Raw genomic sequence first — 19,060 nt, forward strand, 5'->3', positions numbered from 1 at the left:
AATGCCTGCACCGTTATCTCCGTGAAAGTATTCATAAAACAAAACAAGATCCTGCCAGTATGGATCTTTTTGGAATTTTTCTGTACCTCCCTAAACAGGTCGGCGACCCTCAGGACCTCTGGCCGGAGTTATCGTTTTAATGTTTAACAAATGGAACCCCCTCCGCAGCCGGTGGGGTAGCACGTCCAATAAGACCTGCCAATACGATCATGGTTACCAGATAGGGAATCATACTGAGGAACTGATAGGGAACCTGGACGCCGGAGATTTGTAGCTTGATCTGAAGGGCATCAGCAAATCCAAATAGAAGGGCGCCCCCAAAGGCCCCCCCTGGATTCCATTTTCCAAAGATCATAGCTGCCAGGGCGATAAATCCTTTGCCTTCGGTCATCATATCATCAAAGTTACCCACCGTTTCCAGCGAGAACCAGGCCCCTCCAAGCCCTGCGAGGAAACCACCCACTATGACATTGATATATCGTATTTTGAAAACAGAGACTCCCAATGTATCGGCCGCCTGGGGATGCTCACCCACCGCACGGGTTCGTAACCCCCAACGGGTATAGAAGATAAGAACATGCAAGGTAGGAACCAGGATTAATAAGGCATATACCATGGGTTGATTACGGAAGAAGACTTGACCGATGAGAGGCAGGTCCGAGAGAACAGGAATCTGCCAGGCCGGAAAAACCGGGGGAGCTGGTAAAGGGCTATCCACAATAAAAGCCTTGCGAATAAATCCGGTAATTCCAATGGCCAGAATATTAAGGATCATCCCGCTGATAATTTGGTTTACTAAAAATCGAATGGAGAGTACGGCATGGAGGGCAGCCGTAAGGCCACCGGATAGGACGGCAATAATCAATCCCAACCAAATGTTTTGTGTATAAAGAGCTGCCACAAATCCTGTACATGCTGCAGTGAGCATCATCCCCTCAATAGCCACGTTTATCACTCCGGAGCGTTCGCAAAGGATACCTGCCAGAGCACCTAAACCGATCGGTGTGGCTAACCGCAAACTTTGTGCAAGCATCCCGATTACATCGATCTGTCGTCCCGCACCGGCCCAGATAAGTACAATAAACACCATGAGGAATGGTGCGATTCTCCGGGGCAGGAGCTGAAAAACCCTCCCTAATCTTTTCTCCAGCCGGAAGGAAAATGGGAGTGGGGCATACAAAATCCCCAGGATAATAGAAATCATTCCACACATCAGAAAGGTAAATTGGGTGGGGAGTTTTAGGGTTCCCAGGGTAGAGAAGCGCAAAGAGGAGGTCATATGGGGTGCCATAGCTGAAGCACTCCATAAGAGAAACACACCGAAGAGTAAATAAAACAGGCCCAAGTTAGAAAGCAAAAATCAAATTGTCAGTTGATTCGATATATCCAGCGCACAATTTGATTTGCTGCAATAAACATAATGACCAGAGCTTGTATTATACTGATCAGATCAATGGAGATTCCGGTTCGAACCTGCATCAGACCGGCCCCATTCCGGAGACCACCCCAAAGAAAGGCCGAAGGTATAATACCTATAGGGTTCGATTTGGCCAATAAAGCGACTGCGATGGCATCAAACCCATAGCCGGCAGAAAAAGCTGCCGGTAGGGTATGATTCAGCCCCAATACTTCCCCTACCCCGGCCAATCCGGCCATGGCCCCGGCCATGGCCATGGCCAGAACTATATTACCGCCTACATTCATCCCGGCATATCTGGCCGCGCCGGGATTGGCTCCGACCGTGCGAATCTCAAAACCCAGGGTCGTCTTGAATAATAACCAGTGGGTAAAAACAACAGCTGCCAGTGCCAGGAGAAAACCGGCATGCAATCGATAATCGGGTCCAAAAATTCTCGGTAGCTGGGCTGTCGGAAGAATGTAAGGCGTACGATCCATGCTGGCCGCAGGATCACGAAAGACATTTTTTACCAAATAATCCACCAGTTTGAGGGCAATATAATTCATCATGATGGTATTGATTACCTCATGGGCACCTAATTTGGCTTTAAGGAGACCCGGAATGGAACCCCAAACACCCCCACTTATAGCTCCAACAACCAGAGCTAAGGGTAAATGAAGCCAGGCAGGTAATCCCTGTACGGCATAACCCACAATCACGGAGGCCAGGGCTCCCATATAAAACTGCCCTTCCGCGCCGATATTAAACAAACCCCCTTGAAATCCTATGGCAACCGCAAGGCCTGTTAACAGGTAAGGAGTCGCAGCAACACACGTCTCGATAAGCGCACGCCGTGATCCAATCATTCCCTCAAACAAACCCCGATAGGCTTCAAGAAAGTTGACTCCACTTATTTCGATCAGGACGGCACCCAGGATTAATGCCGTACATACGGCCAGGATAGGGATGAGGATTTCTCTAAAGATCGGTACCATCTGCCTTCTACTTTTCATTTATTTATTTTATTCCAGCCATCCACAACCCTAAAACTTCTCGGGATGCCTCTTTCGCATCCACGGTAGCAAGGATATGACCTCGATACATTACGGCAATTCGATCCGAGAGGGATAAAATCTCATCCAAATCTACAGAAACCAGAAGGACCGCGCATCCTTGATCCCGCTTCCGTAGGATCTGCTTGTGAATAAATTCTATAGATCCAACATCCAGGCCGCGGGTAGGCTGGGCGGCAATCAGTAGGATAATCGATCGAGAGAATTCCCGGGCAACAACCATTTTCTGTTGATTACCGCCGGACAGATTCCCGGCTCTAATGAAAATGCTAGGGGTCCGAATATCAAACTCCGTAACCAGACGCATTGCATGTTCTTCAATAGCCGCCTGGTTCCTTACAATCCCTCGTGCAAAAGGTTTTTGGTAATAGATATTGAGAACCAGGTTATCGGTCAGGGGGTAGCTATCCACCATGCCATAGGTATGGCGATCTTCGGGAATATGGGCCACACCTTGTTCCAGGATTTTCCTCGGACCCGAATAGCCGGAGTGAATAAAGGGGGTCATATCAACTCCGTTTATGTGGATACTACCGGCGATTGTTTTTCGCAAACCGGTCAAGGCTTCAACTAACTCCGTCTGTCCATTACCTTGTACTCCAGCGATCCCCAGAATTTCGCCTGGATAAATATCCAGGGATACTCCTTTCACAGCGACAGAACCACGATCATCTGTCACCTGCAAATCCTGAACATGCAAGACAGGTTTTCGGTCGGATACTTCCCTCTGAAACTCCAGGGGTTTTTTCTCTACGGCCAGAATAACCTCACGTCCCACCATCATGGAAGCCAGTTGGGTTTCCGTAGTTTCCTTAGAGGTTGTCGTTCCCACCACCCGCCCATTGCGTAAGACGGTGATACGATGGGCCACATGGAAGACTTCCCTTAGTTTATGGGTAATAAAGATGATGGATTTGCCTTGCCGGGCCAGTGAACTTAGGGTACGGAATAAATTTTCAGATTCTTCTGGAGTCAGTACCGCCGTGGGCTCATCCAAAATCAGAATGTCCGCCCAAATCGAGCTTTTGGACTTAGATTCTCCGTTGGATTGTCGATAAAGGGCCTTAAGGATTTCCACTCGCTGACGAATACCTACGGGTAGATCCTGGATAAGAGCTTGAGGATCAACTTCCAGATGGTATTGCTCGGATAACTCCCGAATTCGATCTGCCGCCTGCTTCAAATCCAGAAACAAGCCTCCCCGCGTTACTTCATTTCCGAGAATTATATTTTCGGTAACGGTCATAACCGGTACCAGCATGAAGTGCTGGTGGACCATTCCGATACCATGGGCAATAGCATCCTTGGGACTCGTCAAATGGACTTTGGTTCCATTCAAGAAAATCTGACCCTCATCCGGCCTGTAGAGGCCATACAGGATATTCATCAAGGTTGTCTTACCGGAGCCGTTTTCACCCAAGAGGGCATGAATCTCTCCCTTCTCCAATCGGAAATCCACATGATCATTAGCCACCACCCCGGGGAATCGCTTTGTGATTCCCCGCATTTCCAATACCAAAGTCACTAAAGCCTATACCTTTTCAAGTTGAAAATGGTCCTTTTGGAGGGTTATGGCCAGCAACCCCAGGAGCGAAGCGATCTGTTGAAGCCAGAAGATAGCTTCGGTTCCCATCACTCCCTGTAAGGACAGTTCCGGTATCCCAAGATCAACTGGAAAAGGTATGAGAAGGTAAAAGGCCGAAGTAAAAACACTTTAATTTTTTCAGATCCTATTCCCGGTTTTTGTCTTGTGCCTTTCCCTCCTCGCCTTTTTCTAGACCCCTGTTTTAATCTTCCCCGCCTTTAACCCATCGGCAATTTCTCTGAGTCTGGCTTTTACCGTATCGGGAACGGCCGTCTCGGTTTCATGGAAGGGAGCCAATCCAATACCATCATTACCGGCATTGAATAGAGCCGTTCCTCCCTTAAAAGAGCCGTCAACAGCCGCTTTCACGGCACCATATACAGCATTGTCCACACGCTTCATGGCACTGGACAGTAATTTTTTAGCCCCGGGAGCTTCCCCTTTTTTGAAGGTGGTCATATACTCATCCTGATCCACGCCAATGACCCATACCCCTGCCTGGGCAGCACCCAGAATCGCCCCAGAGCCAGTTGTACCACCCCCACCGAAGATCACATCTGCACCTTCGTCGATCTGGGAAAGCGCAGCAGATTTACCCCGTGCCGGATCGGTAAAACTATCAATATAAACGGCCAGTACTTTACAGTCCGGGCAGACGTACTTTACCCCGGCTTCGTAACCTTTTCTAAATCGAACTACCGGCGGAATCTCCATTCCGAGGACGGCTCCCACAATTTTACTCTTGGTCATAAGACCTGCCAGCGAACCAGCCAGGAAGCCTGCTTGATCTTCTGCAAAGATAAGACCCAGAATATTAGGAACCGATGGGTCGTAGGCAAAATCTACAATGGCAAACTTCACATTGGGATATTTCTGGGCCATTTTCTTGGTCGCATCCCCAACCAGAAAACCCACCGTGATAATCATCTCATACCCTTCGGATATAAGCTGTTCAATGTTTTTTTCATAATCTGTAGGCTGGCGTGTTTCAATAAAAGCGCTTTTAAGACCAAACTCTTGAACGGCCCGCATCATGCCTTTATAGGCGGATTCATTGAAAGTACCATCATTTATCTTGCCTACATCGGTCACCAAACCCACTTTCGTTATATTGGCCGCAGAGACCTGTGATATACCCTGTCCCAGTAAAAGGATTAAGCCCAGTCCTACTAACTTAAGTAATTTTTTTCCCATCTTCGTTTCTCCTTTCTTACTATACTTTTGCATTTTCTCGTAAGCCATGGATTTTATTTATCCACGAAAGACTATGAGAGTACTGAAGTGTGGAAGTGAGGGGGGGGGTATAGGGAGATTTACCCTTATACCCCATACCCCCCACAACTCCTATACTCCCATACTCTTTGTGGTCCTCCCTGGAGGCATATTTAAAAACGGCAAAAGTATAGGATCTGTTAAAATAGGTTTTTCAGTAAAAAACCGTTCGCGTTCTATGTCTCGGTTTTATCCTCTTATAATAAGGTTGTTGTCCTCGATTCCAGAGAAGATAGTCTAATTTCATGGCCGTGACTTCCTGTCCCGATCTTTTTAGCTCTTGAACCAAAAGTTCCACGGCATGAACAGCACACGCCCGAATTTCGACTTCCTCGGGAGAACGAAAAGGAATCAACTCTTCGGCGTCAATCCGTACGGCTAATTCTTCAGTATAACGCAGAATACCATCCACCCGGAGAACATGGGGTACCAGATTATCCGCAAAGATGGTCAAGCGGTCCAAATCGTAAAATCGACCAGGTCCCTCCCCACCAAAGGCCAGGTGAAGATCTGCAGCCATCAACTGGGCCCGTTTATAGAACGGTACCATCCCCTCGCCATACGGTTCGATATCGTTAAAGTAGGGCATTTTAATCAGTAGCTGTATCAGTCGCTCCGCCGATGAATCCGCCGCTTCAACTAAACCAACAAAGCTTCCATCAAAATCCTCAAGCACATACCGACCGAGGTCATTCAAGGCCGTAGCAAAAAGCTGCATAAGCTCCCGCACCGGCTCGTTTTGAAGATCTTGATGGAATATTTTTGCACAATCTTCTAAGGTCAGCCGAACCAGTTCCTGCGGGGAAAGCGGCCCATGATTTTTATAGTAATCGTTGAGGGAAGAAGCAACAGTGAAGTATCCCGACATACCGGGGCGTTTACGTAAGTACGGAAAATAGCCGGATCCAAAGTTAATCGTATCCAGTGTCAAAAGGAAGGCAACCGTATCCTCTCCATGGCCTAAATAATGGCAATTTGCATCCAACTCTGGAGATTTAATTTGTTCTAAAGGTAGAGAAGCCGCATAGGATGGAATACGATCGTAGTGAATACGAACATGGGTTGCCTTCTCGGCCACGGTTTTGCAGGCAGTTCGGACCTTTTCTGTCAAACTCACTTCCATTCCTTTCTTTCAAAGGCGTAAAGAACGTCCCAGGCTACTACCTTCTTCACGCCTTTGCAAGCAATCCCGAAAATTAACGGGCGGTTCCTGGCTTTACGGTAGCTGCCAGCTTTTCCAGAGCATCTATCGCCTCAGCTTCAGGCAAGGAAGGGATCAGATGCAAAACCCGATTAACTCCTACTTCGGCATAACGGGCGTTGGAGTCAGGATTCGGATCGGCCCGATAAATGGTGATACTGATGGATTTCGGATCTCGACCTGCGGCCATAGCCAGACGATCCAACTCCCTACGTCCTTCGGCGACCTTTTCCAGGCTGATATAATTTCCTCGTGGTAGCCAGCCATCCCCCCATTCGATGACACGCTTAAAAACGTTGGCCGCTTCACCACCTAAAATAACAGGTGGATGGGGTTTTTGAACGGGTTTGGGATAACACCAGACCGGAGGAAATTTATAGTAAGATCCTTGATAAGAAGACTCATCCTGGGTCCACAGGGCTTTCATAGCGAGAACGGCATCTTTGGTCTGACGCCAGCGGTGTTCAAAATCCCCACCCATGATCTCGGTTTCTTCTTTCAACCAGCCGGCCCCTACTCCAAACAAAAACCGACCTTTAGATATCAAGTCCAGCGTTGCGACTTCTTTAGCTAACAATATCGGATTACGCTCCGGTACCAGACAAATCCCCGTAGCTATTTTCAGTTTCTGGGTTGCAGCCGCTGCCGCTCCCAGAGCAACAAAAGGATCGACCAATTGCTTGTAAAATTCTGGAAGCTTCCCATCTGGACTTCCTGGAAATCGGGTTTCCATATGGACGGGGATAATGGGATGCTCCGGAATCCATAGGGATTCAAATCCCAAAGCTTCGGCCTTCTGGGCCAGGGTAATAATATCAATGGACTTGTGGGTTACAAACATGATAATACCGATATCCATAATTTTACTCCGTTCTTAGTAAAGGTTTAAAGATTGGTTTTTATTTAAAGTATCCGTCTCTCAACCCGGTTACCCAGCTCACCTTTTCCGCTCCTCACTCCGATCCGTAGCCGGTGGAGGTTCTGGAGATAGGGCCGAGATCTCTGCACGAAGCTCCGGCGTCATGTTGATTTCCAGAGCCTTGAGAGAATCTTCCAACTGGGTAACGTTCCGTGCACCCAGAATGGGAGCCGTAATTGCCGGATGACTGGCAACCCAGGCTACGGCAAGTCCGGCCGGATTGAAACCTCGCTCTTTGGCAAAATGGACAAACTTCTGAGCCACTTCATACATCCAATCCTCACCGTAACGGTTCTGATACATTTTACTTTCAAAGAAGCGACTCTTAGGGGAAGTTCCATGGGCATCGGGTTGAGGTCGAGAGGTATATTTTCCGGTCAACAGACCACCTCCCAAAGGACTATAGGAAATAACCCCGATGTTCTCGGACTGGGCCATGGGTAAGATCTCCACCTCGGCCTGACGCTTGACCAGATTGTACATGGGTTGAATACACTTAAACTGAACCCAACCTTCTTTGGCAGATATGCCCAACGCTTTGGCAACTTGCCAGGCCGCAAAGTTGCTGGCTCCAGTGTAAAGAACTTTCCCTTGAGAAACCAAATCATCCAGGGCCCGTAAGGATTCTTCCAAAGCTACTGAAGTATCAAAATGATGCAGAAAATAAAGATCCACGTAATCTGTCTTGAGCCGTTTCAAACTGGCCTCAATCGCCGCCATGATATGACGTCGAGAAGTACCTCCACTGTTAATATCAGAACCCATGGGGGCATAAACCTTGGTCGTAATAATCACTTCATCCCGACAACCCGAAATAAGCTCCCCTAAAATCTCTTCAGCACGTCCTTTTCCATAAACATTGGCACAATCAAAGAAATTGATTCCTACTTCCCGACAACGATGGAACATGGCTGCCGATGCTTCCTTGTCGGCATCGGTCCCGAAAGACATGGTTCCAAAACACAGGCTGGAAACCTTGACGCCGGTATTACCCAGGATTTTATATTTCATCCAAAATCCTTATCCCTCAAACCTGCAAAGTGAATGATGGTAAACCGTCCCCCCTGCAAAGTCTGGGTTTACTTTCTCCTTTTAAGAATTACGCCGTCAACCTTAACCAAATCTATAATATAAAATAGGTTTGTCTATAAAAAATGTTGACAGGAACAAATCAGGGTATAAAAATTTTTCAAACCCTAGCAAGAAATTATTCTTATGTTATATGCTCAGTTTAATCATAAAAATCCCAAAGGATCGAAATTCCTTACTGCTTATGGATCTAAACCGAAAACCCCCTGTTCTAAGGGTGATGATGGAAATCCACCGGAAAGTCGTTTCTGGCTGATACCGACCGACCCATTGACCTGCCTGAAGATTTGTTCGAAGAGGATCTATTACCTGGTAAGTATTCTTGGGATTATCGGCTTTACCTCCTGTCTTTCCTTTGCCCAACCTCCACCGCCTCCTTTCTACGACGAAATCCAGGTCCCTGTGATGGTTATTACCGATGGAGATACCTTTGTGATGAACATCGGTAATAAGTCCTTTATTGTCGAACCTATCGGTGTTGATGCCCCTGAGACCAATCCTTTACAGTGTTACGGGATGGAAGCCCAAAGTCGAGCCATGCAGCTTTTAACGGCTAAGATGGTAAAACTCGAAGCAGATCCTGCCCTGGGGAAGGGCCTTATAAATGGTCGATTACTACGATATATTTGGGTGGATGGCAAGCTCTTCAACTACCTCATGATCCGGGAGGGTTTTGCTAAAACCTTCAACTACGAGACCTCGTATAATTATCAGATATACTTCTTCGAAGCCGAGCAGGCAGCCAGACAAGAGAAGAGGGGGATTTGGAGGGCCTGTAAAGGAAGATAAGAACGTCCGGTTAAGAGGTCGAGGAGCCTAAGCATCAGCTTAAGCTAAAAGCCCCGTCAGGGGCGAATAGTTGGTAGCTCCCGACGCAAATCGGGAAATTCAGAATTCAGAATTTTTTTAAGCTCCCCGGTAGCGTCCTGTTAAACAGGTCGCCCTGCTGGGGTTTAGTAGGTTAAACGTCCCCATTTGGTGGATAGGACTCTGTTTCCCCTGGCTTACACCAGGGGCTATCCCCAGGTTGCCCCCATGGGGCTAACCTTCTTATCCTGGTGCGTATACATAGTTAACCAGTTTAGTTAGGGAATCTTTCTCTCTATAACTACTGGCAGGTCACCCCACCGAGATTAAAGAAAAGGAAATTCTATTAAGGAATTACCCAGCCGAGGCTATGGAAAAGATACATCCTTGTAGTAAAATTTGAAGATAACCCAAGACCCCCCTTCTGAGGCAGGAGGGTATAAAAACCTGAAGGATAACCTTGCCTTTTACGATTCGAAGATAGGTTAGCAATCTACTTTATTTATAACCTCGAAACTTCTCCCCATAGCTGCAGGTTCGTAAAATTCCTGATCCTCTGATTTTGTCAAAAAAGCCGGATATACCTTTCCTTTTTCCAAAATCGGAATCGGGCGCGGACCAACCAGCGGTTTCGTGTTGTGAACATAATGCAGGTGGATAACGTCTCCTGGCTTAACCTGGGATTTGGATTGGTGGACCGCCATCACTTTTGCTTCAATCTCTACGTTTATACTTTCTGATGCTTTCTCAGTCTTTACCGATAGTATCTGCAGGTTGAGATACTCTGGTGCATTTTTCTGCATCTCTTTGTAGGAGCAGGGAGACAATTCGGCAAGGGCTGTTTGAACGGCGAAAGTTATAATAAGAAGAACAAAGTTGAGTAAAGTTATAAGTGTTTTCATAACCTCTTCCATTCTATTTGTTGCTTCTATCTTTTTAGAGCCACTCTACGTATAGATCCTACAGGTCCTTCTCAGATTTTATACATTCTCCAGTACCCTTAAACAGGTAAAGTGGATTAAGGTTGTTCTTTTTTAGCTTTCCACTTCTTGTTTCCTCTTTGGCCTGACTTTCCGGTGTTGAGAATTACTGTCCCTTAAAATTACCGGTTCTTAGCATCCATTTTTCTAAAATTCTCTCCGAATCTCGTTTAAGGTAATCACCCGTGACAGGAATCTCAATTCGGTTATTTTCTTAGGGTTGGTACCTGGGATTGTCGGAGAATTTTTAAAGAGTCTTGCTGTCGATTTACTCAAAAACATGTAAAGCGGTTCGGTGGGCTGCGATCCAATCCCAATCGTAAGTAACTCCCAAACCAGGCCCTTCCGGTACCGGGAAACAACCATCTTTACCAACCCCATCCAGTTCATCGGTGTAATCACAGGCGTAGACCGGGGGTAAGGGATTACCGCATTTGGGGCCAACCAGGGCCAGTTCGTAAAAATTCGTATTTCGGATAGCAGCCATGCAATGGCGGTGGGCCGGACCGGCTGCGTGGACCTCTACGTCGACACCGAAAGCTTCGGCCAGATGGGCAATTTTCATAGCCCCTGTGATACCCATATCATATTCCGGATCAACACGGAGAAAGTCGGTTGCTTCCGCGATTAAGAAATCCGCTTTCGGTTCAAGGCCACGGACATGTTCGGTCTCCAGGAGAGGCGTTTTGATCATTTGACGGAGCTTACGATGGGCGTAAGCGGAGACTCCGGTATCCCGGAACGGATCCTCGTACCAAAAGAAACCGGCTTCATCACAGGCACGACCCACTGCCAGAGCATCTGCAAAGGTTCGCAATTCACAGGCCGGATCAACCATGAGTTTCATACGGTCCCCCACCCGCTTTCCTACGGTCCGGATGGTTGCTACTTCCTCCGCCACGTTGCCTTCGCCCCATCCGTGAATCTTGAAGGCCCGATAGCCCATTTCATAACATTGCTCTGCAAAGTCCGCATAAGCTTCCGGAGAAGACAACCCACCATTTCGGTCACCATGCAGGGTACTGGCATAGGTCGGCAGGCGTTTACGCCAACCCCCCAGCAGGGTTGTGATGGAAGCACCGAATTTCTTACCGGCCAGGTCCCAAAGACAGATGTCTATGGGTCCATGCCCCATATGATCATACTGCCGAAGGGCTCGCTTAAAATCATCGTAGATTTGTTCCCGATGCATGGCATCCCGCCCGATTAAATGGGGAGCCAGCGTAAGGGTTTGTCCTAAGGATATGCGGTTTGCCACCCAAAGGGCCACATATTCACCCCGAACTCCATCCTCCGTCTGGATAACGATGGCATACTTACTTAACTTTTGTCGTCCATTGGGTTGATAGACTAAATTGAAACCACTGGCATCCAAACCTATGTTGGGGGCCTCGTAAGTAAATTCATGGATTTCAACGCGATTGATTTTGCTCACTGCGCTATCCTCCTCAGAGTTTGCTGCAAAGATACCAAAACTCAAAAAATTACCCTCTTGCCCGGTTAGTTGTAACTCACCCCCAGAGTCATTACAAGGGGCAATGGGGCTGAAGCCCAAATTGAAGCGAAGGGAACAGAACCCTCTTCGAACCTCTAAAAATTGCTTCGCGGAGCTTATTCTGAGGTATCGAAGGGTTCACAATGCCAGGTCCAGAGCATCCTTTTCAGATATACCGAATAGAAAATATGCTCGGATACTCTTTGTATCTCTACAGCAAAGAATAAGCAAATTAAAGTTGATATGAGCTCATCGTACCGTGATAACCTATCTCTGTCAAGGAATTTGAGAACAAATCTTATGGGGGAGAGAAATAGTTATCCTACCAGGAACACGGTACAGGATCTTGGCCCGTGGGCGCCGATGACCAGAGCCTGTTCAATATCTGCGGTTTTAGAAGGTCCGGAGATAAAAGCTCCATATCCTGGATTTATAAAGGCCAAACGCTCGTAGGCTTGATGCATGTTGTGGACGAGTTGATGGGCTTCCACCACCAGGATCAGGTGTTGGGTAATAAAATAAATGGCCCGGTGGCGGAGTCCTCGATCTGTCACCCAAACTGCCCCATTTTCGGCTACGGCAAATTCCCCTTTTAGAATGGCTACTTCTACATCTTCGAGATGATGCGGATCTTCTACAGATTCGAGATCTACGGTGGGTTCGCCTACCCCGGGTAGGAGAGAGACTATTTTGCGCGCGTTCTGATAAAATTTTAGATTTTTTAATTCTCGATTCAGGGCTTCTATATCTTTCACTCGAAAAAAAGAGCCGCCAACTGCCTTCAGGATTTCGGCAAACTGGGCTTCCGGGTTTTCATAACAAACTCCGAGACCCTGAAGATCTGGCAAAGGAACCTCAGGGGGTAAAGATTTTTTGATGGCCTGTAGAATGGTTTGTTTACTGGTCATAAACTAGCGGCCGGGAGTCAAAAACCAAAATTTTTACTTCCGGTTCCTGGCCTCCGACCCCTGAACCTTCCTTTTCCGGTACATTTCCCGAAAGCTTTCTTTGGGGAAAGGCGGAAGTTCTCTTTGTTTTCCCCAGACATTCCATCTATTATAAAGGACGGATCGGGGAAGCTTGGGTACGATCCAGCGGACTAACCGACCGGTTCCTTCATAGGCCCAGGTGTTTTGAAACACCCATCCCACGACTTTCATCGTCAGTCGCTTAGAAAAGGGAATTAATCCCTGAAGTACCAATTCCTTTCTCCAGGCAAGGAGTTGATGATGGAGATCGATTTTTACCGGGCAAACATCCGTGCAAGAACCACAGAGGCTGGACGCAAAGGGCAGACTGTAGTATCTTTGAGGATCCTGGGCGGGGGATAAAATTGATCCGATGGGACCCGGGACCACCGAATCATAGCTATGTCCTCCGCTTCTCCGATACACCGGACAGGTATTCATGCAGGCCCCACAACGTATGCAGGAGAGGGTACGTCTGAATTCCGGTTTTTGTAGGATCTGGCTCCGTCCATTGTCCACAATGACGATATGGAGTTCGCCTCCCGGACGAGGCCCATGAAAATGAGCCGAATAGGTAGTAATCGGCTGGCCCGTAGCAGAACGAGCCAGAAGTCGGAGAAAAACCCCGAGATCCCGGGCTCTAGGGATCAACTTCTCGAAGCCCATACAGGCAATATGAAGAGGAGGCAAGGAAGTCCCCATATCTGCATTCCCTTCATTGGTACAAATAACCAATCCTCCCGTTTCCGCTATGGCAAAATTCACTCCGGTAATGCCGGCATCGGCTTTCAAAAACTTCTCCCGCAGATGACCGCGAGCCGATTCGGTGAGATAGGTGGGATCGGAGGCTCCTTTTTCCGTATGCAGATATCGATGAAACAGCTCACCGATCTCTTCCTTCTTTTTATGAATGGCCGGAAGTACAATATGACTGGGAGGTTCTTGAGCCAATTGAACAATTCGCTCTCCCAGGTCCGTATCTACGACTTCAATTCCTCGGGCTTCCAGAAAAGGATTGAGGTGGCATTCCTCGGTTAACATGGATTTACTCTTAACCACCCGCTGGACCCCATGATTTTTTAAGATCTGATAGACCGTCTCATTATGTTCTCTGGCATCAACAGCCCAATGAACCTTAGCTCCCAGTCTGGTGGCATTTTCCTCAAACATCTCCAGATAATCTGGAAGCCTGGACATGGTATGGGCTTTGATCTGTGCAGCTATCTCCCGGAGATTTTCCCACTCGGGTACGCTCTGGGCCATTTTATCCCTTTTGACCCTGACATACCAGAGTGCCTGATCATGCCAGTGGACCCTGGCCTCATTACGGATAAATTGAGCCGCTCTTGTTGAATGATCCATAACTCGATAGGTGTCACGGGCCAGATACCTTAAGTTTATAGCAGAAAAGCCTATCGCCTGGCTTCTGGCTCCTGACTTCTATTTTCTTAATCTCCTGCCAATATCTCGGCAATATGCATCACCCGGATCGGTTTTCCGGCCCTACGGATCAATCCATCCAGATGCATCAGGCAGGACATATCAACCCCGGTTAAAACTTCGGTTCCAGACTGTTCATGATCGGCAATACGATCTTTTCCCATCATACAGGATACGGCTTCCTCACCCACGGCAAAGGTCCCCCCAAATCCACAACACTCATCCGGACGACTCAACTTCACAAGGGTTATACCCTCTAAAGATTCCAGAAGGGGACTCACTTTGCTGAAGGGGTTTCCCATCCGTTCACTGGACTTGGCCAGACGTAACTCACGGAGGCCATGACAGCTCTGATGCAATCCAACTCTATAAGGGAAACGTCCTTCTATCTTTTCTAATTTCAAAACATCGGTAAGAAATTCACACAGCTCAAAGGTTTTCTTCTTTAACTCCTCCAGGCCAGGTTTTCCTTTCAGGTAATCATCGTAATGATTACGAACCATGGAAGTACAACTCCCCGAAGGACAAACCACATAGGGATAATCTTTGAAGATCCGATAGAATTTCTCCGCAAGGGGAGCTGCATCTGCTGCACATCCGGCATTTGCCATGGGCTGTCCACAACAGGTTTGATCCAAAGGGTAGTCTACCTCCACGTTAAATCTCTCCAATACTTTGAGGGTAGCCATACCTACCTGGGGATAGAGCTGATCTATGTAACAGGGGATAAACAAACCGACTTTTATCATAGGATAACTCTTATAACCTCAGATTTAAACTACTGGGTCCTCTTAATTTTTCAGGATTATTATGCATTTTATCCCATTGATTCAAGGCAAAGTCAAGGAGGAAAAATTCTTTTTAAGATTTGGATCGTAAAAGAGAGGTTGATCCGAAGTCAGGAAAAGATAGTCTAAAAAACCATCGATAGAGGCAGATAAACGCGGACCAGATAAGTATCCTTTGGCGTTTATCTGCGGCAACCCTTTATCAAGGTTCTGAAATCTTGACTAACTGTTTACCGATATTTCCACCCTTTAGCATGCTGATGAAGGCCTGGGGAGCATTTTCAATTCCTTCTGCGATGGTCTCTCGATACTTTAACTTACCTGCTTTGAACCATTCGGCCAGTTGTTGGAGTGCTTCTCCATATCGATCGGCATAGTCGAAGACCAAAAAACCTTCTACTCTAGCCCGTTTAATGATCAATTGCCTGAGAAAGCGGGGACCCAGTTCCGGTTTTTCCAGGTTATAATCGTGAATTTGTCCACAGATCACGACACGCGCCTTTACGTTGATCCAGCGAAAAACCGCATCGGTCAAAGGACCTCCCACATTATCAAAATAGACATCGATTCCGTTGGGGCAGAGTTCCTTGAGTTTTTCATAATAATCCGAAACGGTCTTGTAATTAAAGGCGGCATCAAAACCGAGCTCTTTAACAAGAAAATCAACTTTCGTATTATCTCCTGCAGAGCCCACGACTCGACAACCCTTAATTTTTGCAATTTGCCCTACAATAGAGCCCACAGCTCCTGCTGCACCGGAGACAAAGACCGTTTCTCCTGGCTGGGGTTTACCTATATCTAACAAACCGAAGTAAGCCGTCATACCTGGCATTCCCAGAACTCCCAGGGCTGTCGAAATGGGAGCCAATGTGGGGTCTACTTTTCGTAGGCCTTTACCATCGGATACAGCATACTCTTGCCAGCCCAGGTATCCTGCAATGATTTCTCCTTCTTTAAAGTCCGGATGATGGGACTCAATTACCTTCCCGACGATCTCACCGATCATAACCTCACCGATCTGGACCGGCTTTGCATAGGAGGGGGCATCGCTCATTCGTCCCCGTTGATAGGGATCTAAGGAAAGGTAAAGGGTACGGACCAGTATTTGTCCCTCCCCGGGGACCGGAATAGGGGATTCTACTAATTTGAAATCGGATAATTTAGGATATCCTACAGGTCTTGAAGCCAGGGTAATTTGTCGGTTGGTATTTGACATCGGGGTATTTTCTCTTCTGTACCCAGACACGGACTTATAGAATGAACAGGTTGATAGGAATCTGAAAACCCGTTTATTCTAAATCCGTATTCGGATGTTTTAATATCCATGATTTTACTTCATACTCTTATTTTAAAGGTTGGTATGGAATAGCGTATGCCTACAGATAGAACGCGTCAAGGGATTTTTAGACTTATCATCGGTTCCCTTGGTAGTGGTTTTTCTTGACAAACCTCCCGGTCTGTTTTACCACTGATAGAAACTAGAGGAGGTATACAAACCATGTACGATGTACCCATTAATCGTCGCCAGTTTATTAAAAAGACGCTCGGTACGGTTGCCAGTTTATCCGGCTCCTATCTCTTCAGGCCCGCCCGGGTTCGGGCAGCAACCCCGGAACTTACCATGTTGAGTTGGAACCACTTTGTACCGGCAGCAGATGAAAAATTAAAGGAGCAGGCAGCCAGATTTGCCCGAGAACAAGGGGTAATCATCCGAATCGATACGATTCCCCACCTACAACTTCCGACTAAATTAGCCGCCGAGATCCATGCTCAAGCCGGACATGACATCGTTTATATGGTCGAAACGGCCCCCTGGCTCTATCATGAACATTTAATTTCCGTAGATGATGTGGTTGAGGACCTGGGGGCCAAACGGGGAGGATGGTATTCCTTTGTTAAGGAAAGTGACTTTGTGAAAGATTCCTGGAAGTCGATTCCCTGGTTCTTTTTAACCTGGCCTGGAATATACCGTGAAGATCTCTTTCAACACGCCGGATATCCGATTCCTCAGACCTGGGAAGACCTTTTGAATGCCGGGCGGATCTTGAAGAAAGAAGGGCATCCTGTAGGAATTGCCATCAGCCAGACCAATGATGCCTACAATACCTTTTGGTCGATCCTTTGGTCCTTCGGAGGTAAAGTCCTGGAGGCAGATGGAAAAAGTTTAGCCCTGAACTCTCCGGAAACCGAAGCCACTCTGGACTATTACAAAAGGTTATATGAAGAGGCCATGGATCCAGAAGTCCTCTCCTGGGATGATGCCAGCAACAATCGATTTTTACTATCGGGGAAAGGTTGCTGGATTCACAATCCCATCAGTCCTTATATAACGGCGGTAGATAAAAAAATGGAAATTGCCGATAAACTGGGAATCCACTCGGCACTCGCCGGACCGGCCGGGAAGCATGTGGAACTCTCGGTGGCGAGTTTGGGAATCTGGAATTTCTCAAAAAATCAGGAACTGGCCAAGAACTTTATCAGATACCTTTATGAGCCGGAGAATTATTCTGACTGGCTGGTAGCCGCCAGGGGATATAGCCAGGCCCCCTTACGGGCCTATGAGAATCACCCTCTTTGGACCGAGCATCCCAAGTTTAAGCTTCTCCCCGGTGAAGCCCGATTTGGCCATGTCCATGGCTGGCCTTCCCCTCCGAATCCTTATGTCCAGCGGATCAACGATCTCTATATTCTCCCCAACATGGCCGCCAAGGTCGTCACGGGAACACCCATCAAAGCGGCTATAACCTGGGCAGAAGAGCAAATTAAGAGGGTCCTGGAAAGCTAAAAAATGGTGGGCAGAAGCCAGGGGATAACTACCTTTTTTATGGTCCCTTGTTTACCGCCCGCTGTCTCCTGTAACCTATGAAAATTACCGATCTAATCCTGGAAGTAGCAGAGTTCCCCTTCCCGGAAGATTTTCATCCGGCCTGGGCGCCCGGCGGAAGTGAAAAAGGGATAGGGGTGACCATCATTAAAATTTTAACAGATGAAGGAATTACCGGAATAGCCGCTGCATCGACCTTTGGAAGCGAGATTCCGACGTTTAACTCCCTAAAATCCCACCTCTTGGGAAAAGATCCCTTTGCGGTGGAGCAACATATCCAGACTTTGCGAAACGCTCGACCCCACGGAGGGCTGCCCTGGCCCATTGAAATCGCCCTTTGGGATATCATTGGAAAAGCCTCCCATCTTCCTATTTATAAATTATGGGGCGGTTATCGGGACAAAATCAAGGCCTACGCCAGTAGTGGCGAACTCCGGCCTCCCGAACGGCGTATCGAAGACGTTTATCGGTATTATGAAGAAGGCTTCCGGGCTGTAAAACTTCGCATTCATTACCCTGAGATGAAAGAGGATCTGAACCTGGTTACAGCAGTTCGCAAAGCCATCGGAGATAAGATGGAAATCATGGTAGATGCCAATCAAGCCGGAGTACTGGTCAGTCCCGGATACAATCCGACCTGGTCCTACTCTCGGGCGGTGATGACCGCCCGGGAATTGGAAAAACTCAACGTAAGCTGGCTGGAAGAACCCCTCAACCGATATGACTTTAAGGGATTAGCACGCCTTACCAAGGAAGTAGATCTTCCCATCGCAGGTGGAGAAGCCAATGTAGGAATTCGAGAACTTAAAATGCTTCTGGATATGGATTGCTACGATATCCTTCAACCCGATGCAACCCTCTCCGAAGGTCTTTTTCAATTACGAATGTTAGCCGGAATCGCCCATGTAGATGGTAAACGGTTCATTCCCCACACCTGGGGAAACGGACTGGGACTCGTAGCCAACCTCCATTTAGCGGCTTCGATTCCCAATTGTACTCATCTGGAGTATCCCTACGATCCTCCCTCCTTTACTAAGGAAGCTTATTTCGGGATGCTTAAAACACCCCTCGAAGTCGATGGAGAAGGCTATATTCACGTTCCCCAGGGTCCGGGATTGGGCGTGGAGTTGGATGAAGAGGCCATAGCCAGGTACAAAAAATAAACAGCAGGGATCAGGAGTCAGCAGCCAGGGATCCATATTTCCTCCGGCTCCCGGATC

16 protein-coding genes are annotated in these 19,060 nt (G+C 47.6%); 3 read left to right on the forward strand and 13 right to left on the reverse strand.

Features of this window, described 5'->3' with window-relative positions:
• Nucleotides 1-136: 136 nt before the first annotated feature.
• From VNM22_20170 to VNM22_20200, 7 genes are all read right to left on the reverse strand, one after another.
• Nucleotides 137-1,291 carry an ABC transporter permease gene (locus tag VNM22_20170; protein HWP49485.1) on the reverse strand — a complete coding sequence of 385 codons (1,155 nt, stop codon included), beginning with the start codon at nucleotides 1,289-1,291 and terminating at the stop codon, nucleotides 137-139.
• Nucleotides 1,292-1,368: 77 nt separating this feature from the next.
• On the reverse strand, nucleotides 1,369-2,412 hold the full coding sequence (locus VNM22_20175) for an ABC transporter permease (protein ID HWP49486.1): 1,044 nt from the start codon (nucleotides 2,410-2,412) through the stop codon (nucleotides 1,369-1,371).
• 4 nt (nucleotides 2,413-2,416) lie between these two features.
• Nucleotides 2,417-3,997 (reverse strand): ABC transporter ATP-binding protein, encoded by a 1,581-nt coding sequence (locus VNM22_20180; protein HWP49487.1) that lies wholly within the window; start codon nucleotides 3,995-3,997, stop codon nucleotides 2,417-2,419.
• A 249-nt stretch (nucleotides 3,998-4,246) separates the two neighbouring features.
• A complete protein-coding gene (locus VNM22_20185) occupies nucleotides 4,247-5,251 on the reverse strand; it encodes a BMP family ABC transporter substrate-binding protein (protein HWP49488.1) in 1,005 nt (334 codons plus the stop codon).
• A 232-nt stretch (nucleotides 5,252-5,483) separates the two neighbouring features.
• Nucleotides 5,484-6,440 carry a queuosine salvage family protein gene (locus VNM22_20190; protein HWP49489.1) on the reverse strand — a complete coding sequence of 319 codons (957 nt, stop codon included), beginning with the start codon at nucleotides 6,438-6,440 and terminating at the stop codon, nucleotides 5,484-5,486.
• A gap of 85 nt (nucleotides 6,441-6,525) precedes the next feature.
• On the reverse strand, nucleotides 6,526-7,389 hold the full coding sequence (locus tag VNM22_20195) for an LLM class F420-dependent oxidoreductase (GenBank protein ID HWP49490.1): 864 nt from the start codon (nucleotides 7,387-7,389) through the stop codon (nucleotides 6,526-6,528).
• Nucleotides 7,390-7,467: 78 nt separating this feature from the next.
• Nucleotides 7,468-8,460: an aldo/keto reductase gene (locus VNM22_20200; GenBank protein HWP49491.1), complete on the reverse strand. Its 993-nt coding sequence runs from the start codon at nucleotides 8,458-8,460 to the stop codon at nucleotides 7,468-7,470.
• A 204-nt stretch (nucleotides 8,461-8,664) separates the two neighbouring features.
• Here VNM22_20200 and VNM22_20205 point away from each other — a divergent pair, with 204 nt between their 5' ends.
• Entirely contained in the window at nucleotides 8,665-9,327 is a 663-nt protein-coding gene (locus VNM22_20205; GenBank protein HWP49492.1) for a thermonuclease family protein, read from the forward strand.
• 503 nt (nucleotides 9,328-9,830) lie between these two features.
• On the opposite strand, the gene VNM22_20210 is transcribed toward VNM22_20205, so the two are convergent.
• The 6 genes from VNM22_20210 to VNM22_20235 all read right to left on the reverse strand — a co-directional run bounded on the left by VNM22_20210 (nucleotide 9,831) and on the right by VNM22_20235 (nucleotide 16,232).
• The gene (locus VNM22_20210; protein HWP49493.1) at nucleotides 9,831-10,259 is read right to left on the reverse strand and encodes a hypothetical protein; all 429 of its coding nucleotides are present in this window, start codon (nucleotides 10,257-10,259) and stop codon (nucleotides 9,831-9,833) included.
• A 334-nt stretch (nucleotides 10,260-10,593) separates the two neighbouring features.
• Nucleotides 10,594-11,760 carry an enolase C-terminal domain-like protein gene (locus tag VNM22_20215; GenBank protein ID HWP49494.1) on the reverse strand — a complete coding sequence of 389 codons (1,167 nt, stop codon included), beginning with the start codon at nucleotides 11,758-11,760 and terminating at the stop codon, nucleotides 10,594-10,596.
• A 377-nt stretch (nucleotides 11,761-12,137) separates the two neighbouring features.
• Nucleotides 12,138-12,728 (reverse strand): LUD domain-containing protein, encoded by a 591-nt coding sequence (locus VNM22_20220; GenBank protein ID HWP49495.1) that lies wholly within the window; start codon nucleotides 12,726-12,728, stop codon nucleotides 12,138-12,140.
• 33 nt (nucleotides 12,729-12,761) lie between these two features.
• Nucleotides 12,762-14,150 (reverse strand): lactate utilization protein B, encoded by a 1,389-nt coding sequence (locus tag VNM22_20225; GenBank protein HWP49496.1) that lies wholly within the window; start codon nucleotides 14,148-14,150, stop codon nucleotides 12,762-12,764.
• A gap of 86 nt (nucleotides 14,151-14,236) precedes the next feature.
• Nucleotides 14,237-14,977 (reverse strand): (Fe-S)-binding protein, encoded by a 741-nt coding sequence (locus tag VNM22_20230; GenBank protein HWP49497.1) that lies wholly within the window; start codon nucleotides 14,975-14,977, stop codon nucleotides 14,237-14,239.
• A 241-nt stretch (nucleotides 14,978-15,218) separates the two neighbouring features.
• A complete protein-coding gene (locus VNM22_20235; GenBank protein HWP49498.1) occupies nucleotides 15,219-16,232 on the reverse strand; it encodes an NADP-dependent oxidoreductase in 1,014 nt (337 codons plus the stop codon).
• Nucleotides 16,233-16,514: 282 nt separating this feature from the next.
• Here VNM22_20235 and VNM22_20240 point away from each other — a divergent pair, with 282 nt between their 5' ends.
• Both VNM22_20240 and VNM22_20245 read left to right on the forward strand, forming a co-directional pair.
• Nucleotides 16,515-17,801, forward strand: a complete 1,287-nt coding sequence (locus VNM22_20240; GenBank protein HWP49499.1) for an extracellular solute-binding protein — start codon at nucleotides 16,515-16,517, stop codon at nucleotides 17,799-17,801.
• Between the two features lie 77 nt (nucleotides 17,802-17,878).
• Complete coding sequence (locus VNM22_20245) at nucleotides 17,879-19,003, forward strand: mandelate racemase/muconate lactonizing enzyme family protein (protein HWP49500.1); 1,125 nt, start codon at nucleotides 17,879-17,881, stop codon at nucleotides 19,001-19,003.
• Nucleotides 19,004-19,060: the final 57 nt, after the last annotated feature.

This window comes from Candidatus Limnocylindrales bacterium, assembly GCA_035559535.1.
Lineage (GTDB): Bacteria > Moduliflexota > Moduliflexia > Moduliflexales > JAUQPW01 > JAUQPW01.

What these genes read in the sequence shown, in the direction of transcription:
- VNM22_20170 (HWP49485.1), bottom strand. Translation starts at nt 1,291, where the DNA reads ATGGCACCCCATATGACCTCCTCTTTGCGCTTCTCTACCCTGGGAACC.
- VNM22_20175 (HWP49486.1), bottom strand. Translation starts at nt 2,412, where the DNA reads ATGAAAAGTAGAAGGCAGATGGTACCGATCTTTAGAGAAATCCTCATC.
- VNM22_20185 (HWP49488.1), bottom strand. Translation starts at nt 5,251, where the DNA reads ATGGGAAAAAAATTACTTAAGTTAGTAGGACTGGGCTTAATCCTTTTA.
- VNM22_20195 (HWP49490.1), bottom strand. Translation starts at nt 7,389, where the DNA reads ATGGATATCGGTATTATCATGTTTGTAACCCACAAGTCCATTGATATT.
- VNM22_20200 (HWP49491.1), bottom strand. Translation starts at nt 8,460, where the DNA reads ATGAAATATAAAATCCTGGGTAATACCGGCGTCAAGGTTTCCAGCCTG.
- VNM22_20205 (HWP49492.1), top strand. Translation starts at nt 8,665, where the DNA reads ATGTTATATGCTCAGTTTAATCATAAAAATCCCAAAGGATCGAAATTC.
- VNM22_20210 (HWP49493.1), bottom strand. Translation starts at nt 10,259, where the DNA reads ATGGAAGAGGTTATGAAAACACTTATAACTTTACTCAACTTTGTTCTT.
- VNM22_20220 (HWP49495.1), bottom strand. Translation starts at nt 12,728, where the DNA reads ATGACCAGTAAACAAACCATTCTACAGGCCATCAAAAAATCTTTACCC.
- VNM22_20225 (HWP49496.1), bottom strand. Translation starts at nt 14,150, where the DNA reads ATGGATCATTCAACAAGAGCGGCTCAATTTATCCGTAATGAGGCCAGG.
- VNM22_20230 (HWP49497.1), bottom strand. Translation starts at nt 14,977, where the DNA reads ATGATAAAAGTCGGTTTGTTTATCCCCTGTTACATAGATCAGCTCTAT.
- VNM22_20235 (HWP49498.1), bottom strand. Translation starts at nt 16,232, where the DNA reads ATGTCAAATACCAACCGACAAATTACCCTGGCTTCAAGACCTGTAGGA.
- VNM22_20240 (HWP49499.1), top strand. Translation starts at nt 16,515, where the DNA reads ATGTACGATGTACCCATTAATCGTCGCCAGTTTATTAAAAAGACGCTC.
- VNM22_20245 (HWP49500.1), top strand. Translation starts at nt 17,879, where the DNA reads ATGAAAATTACCGATCTAATCCTGGAAGTAGCAGAGTTCCCCTTCCCG.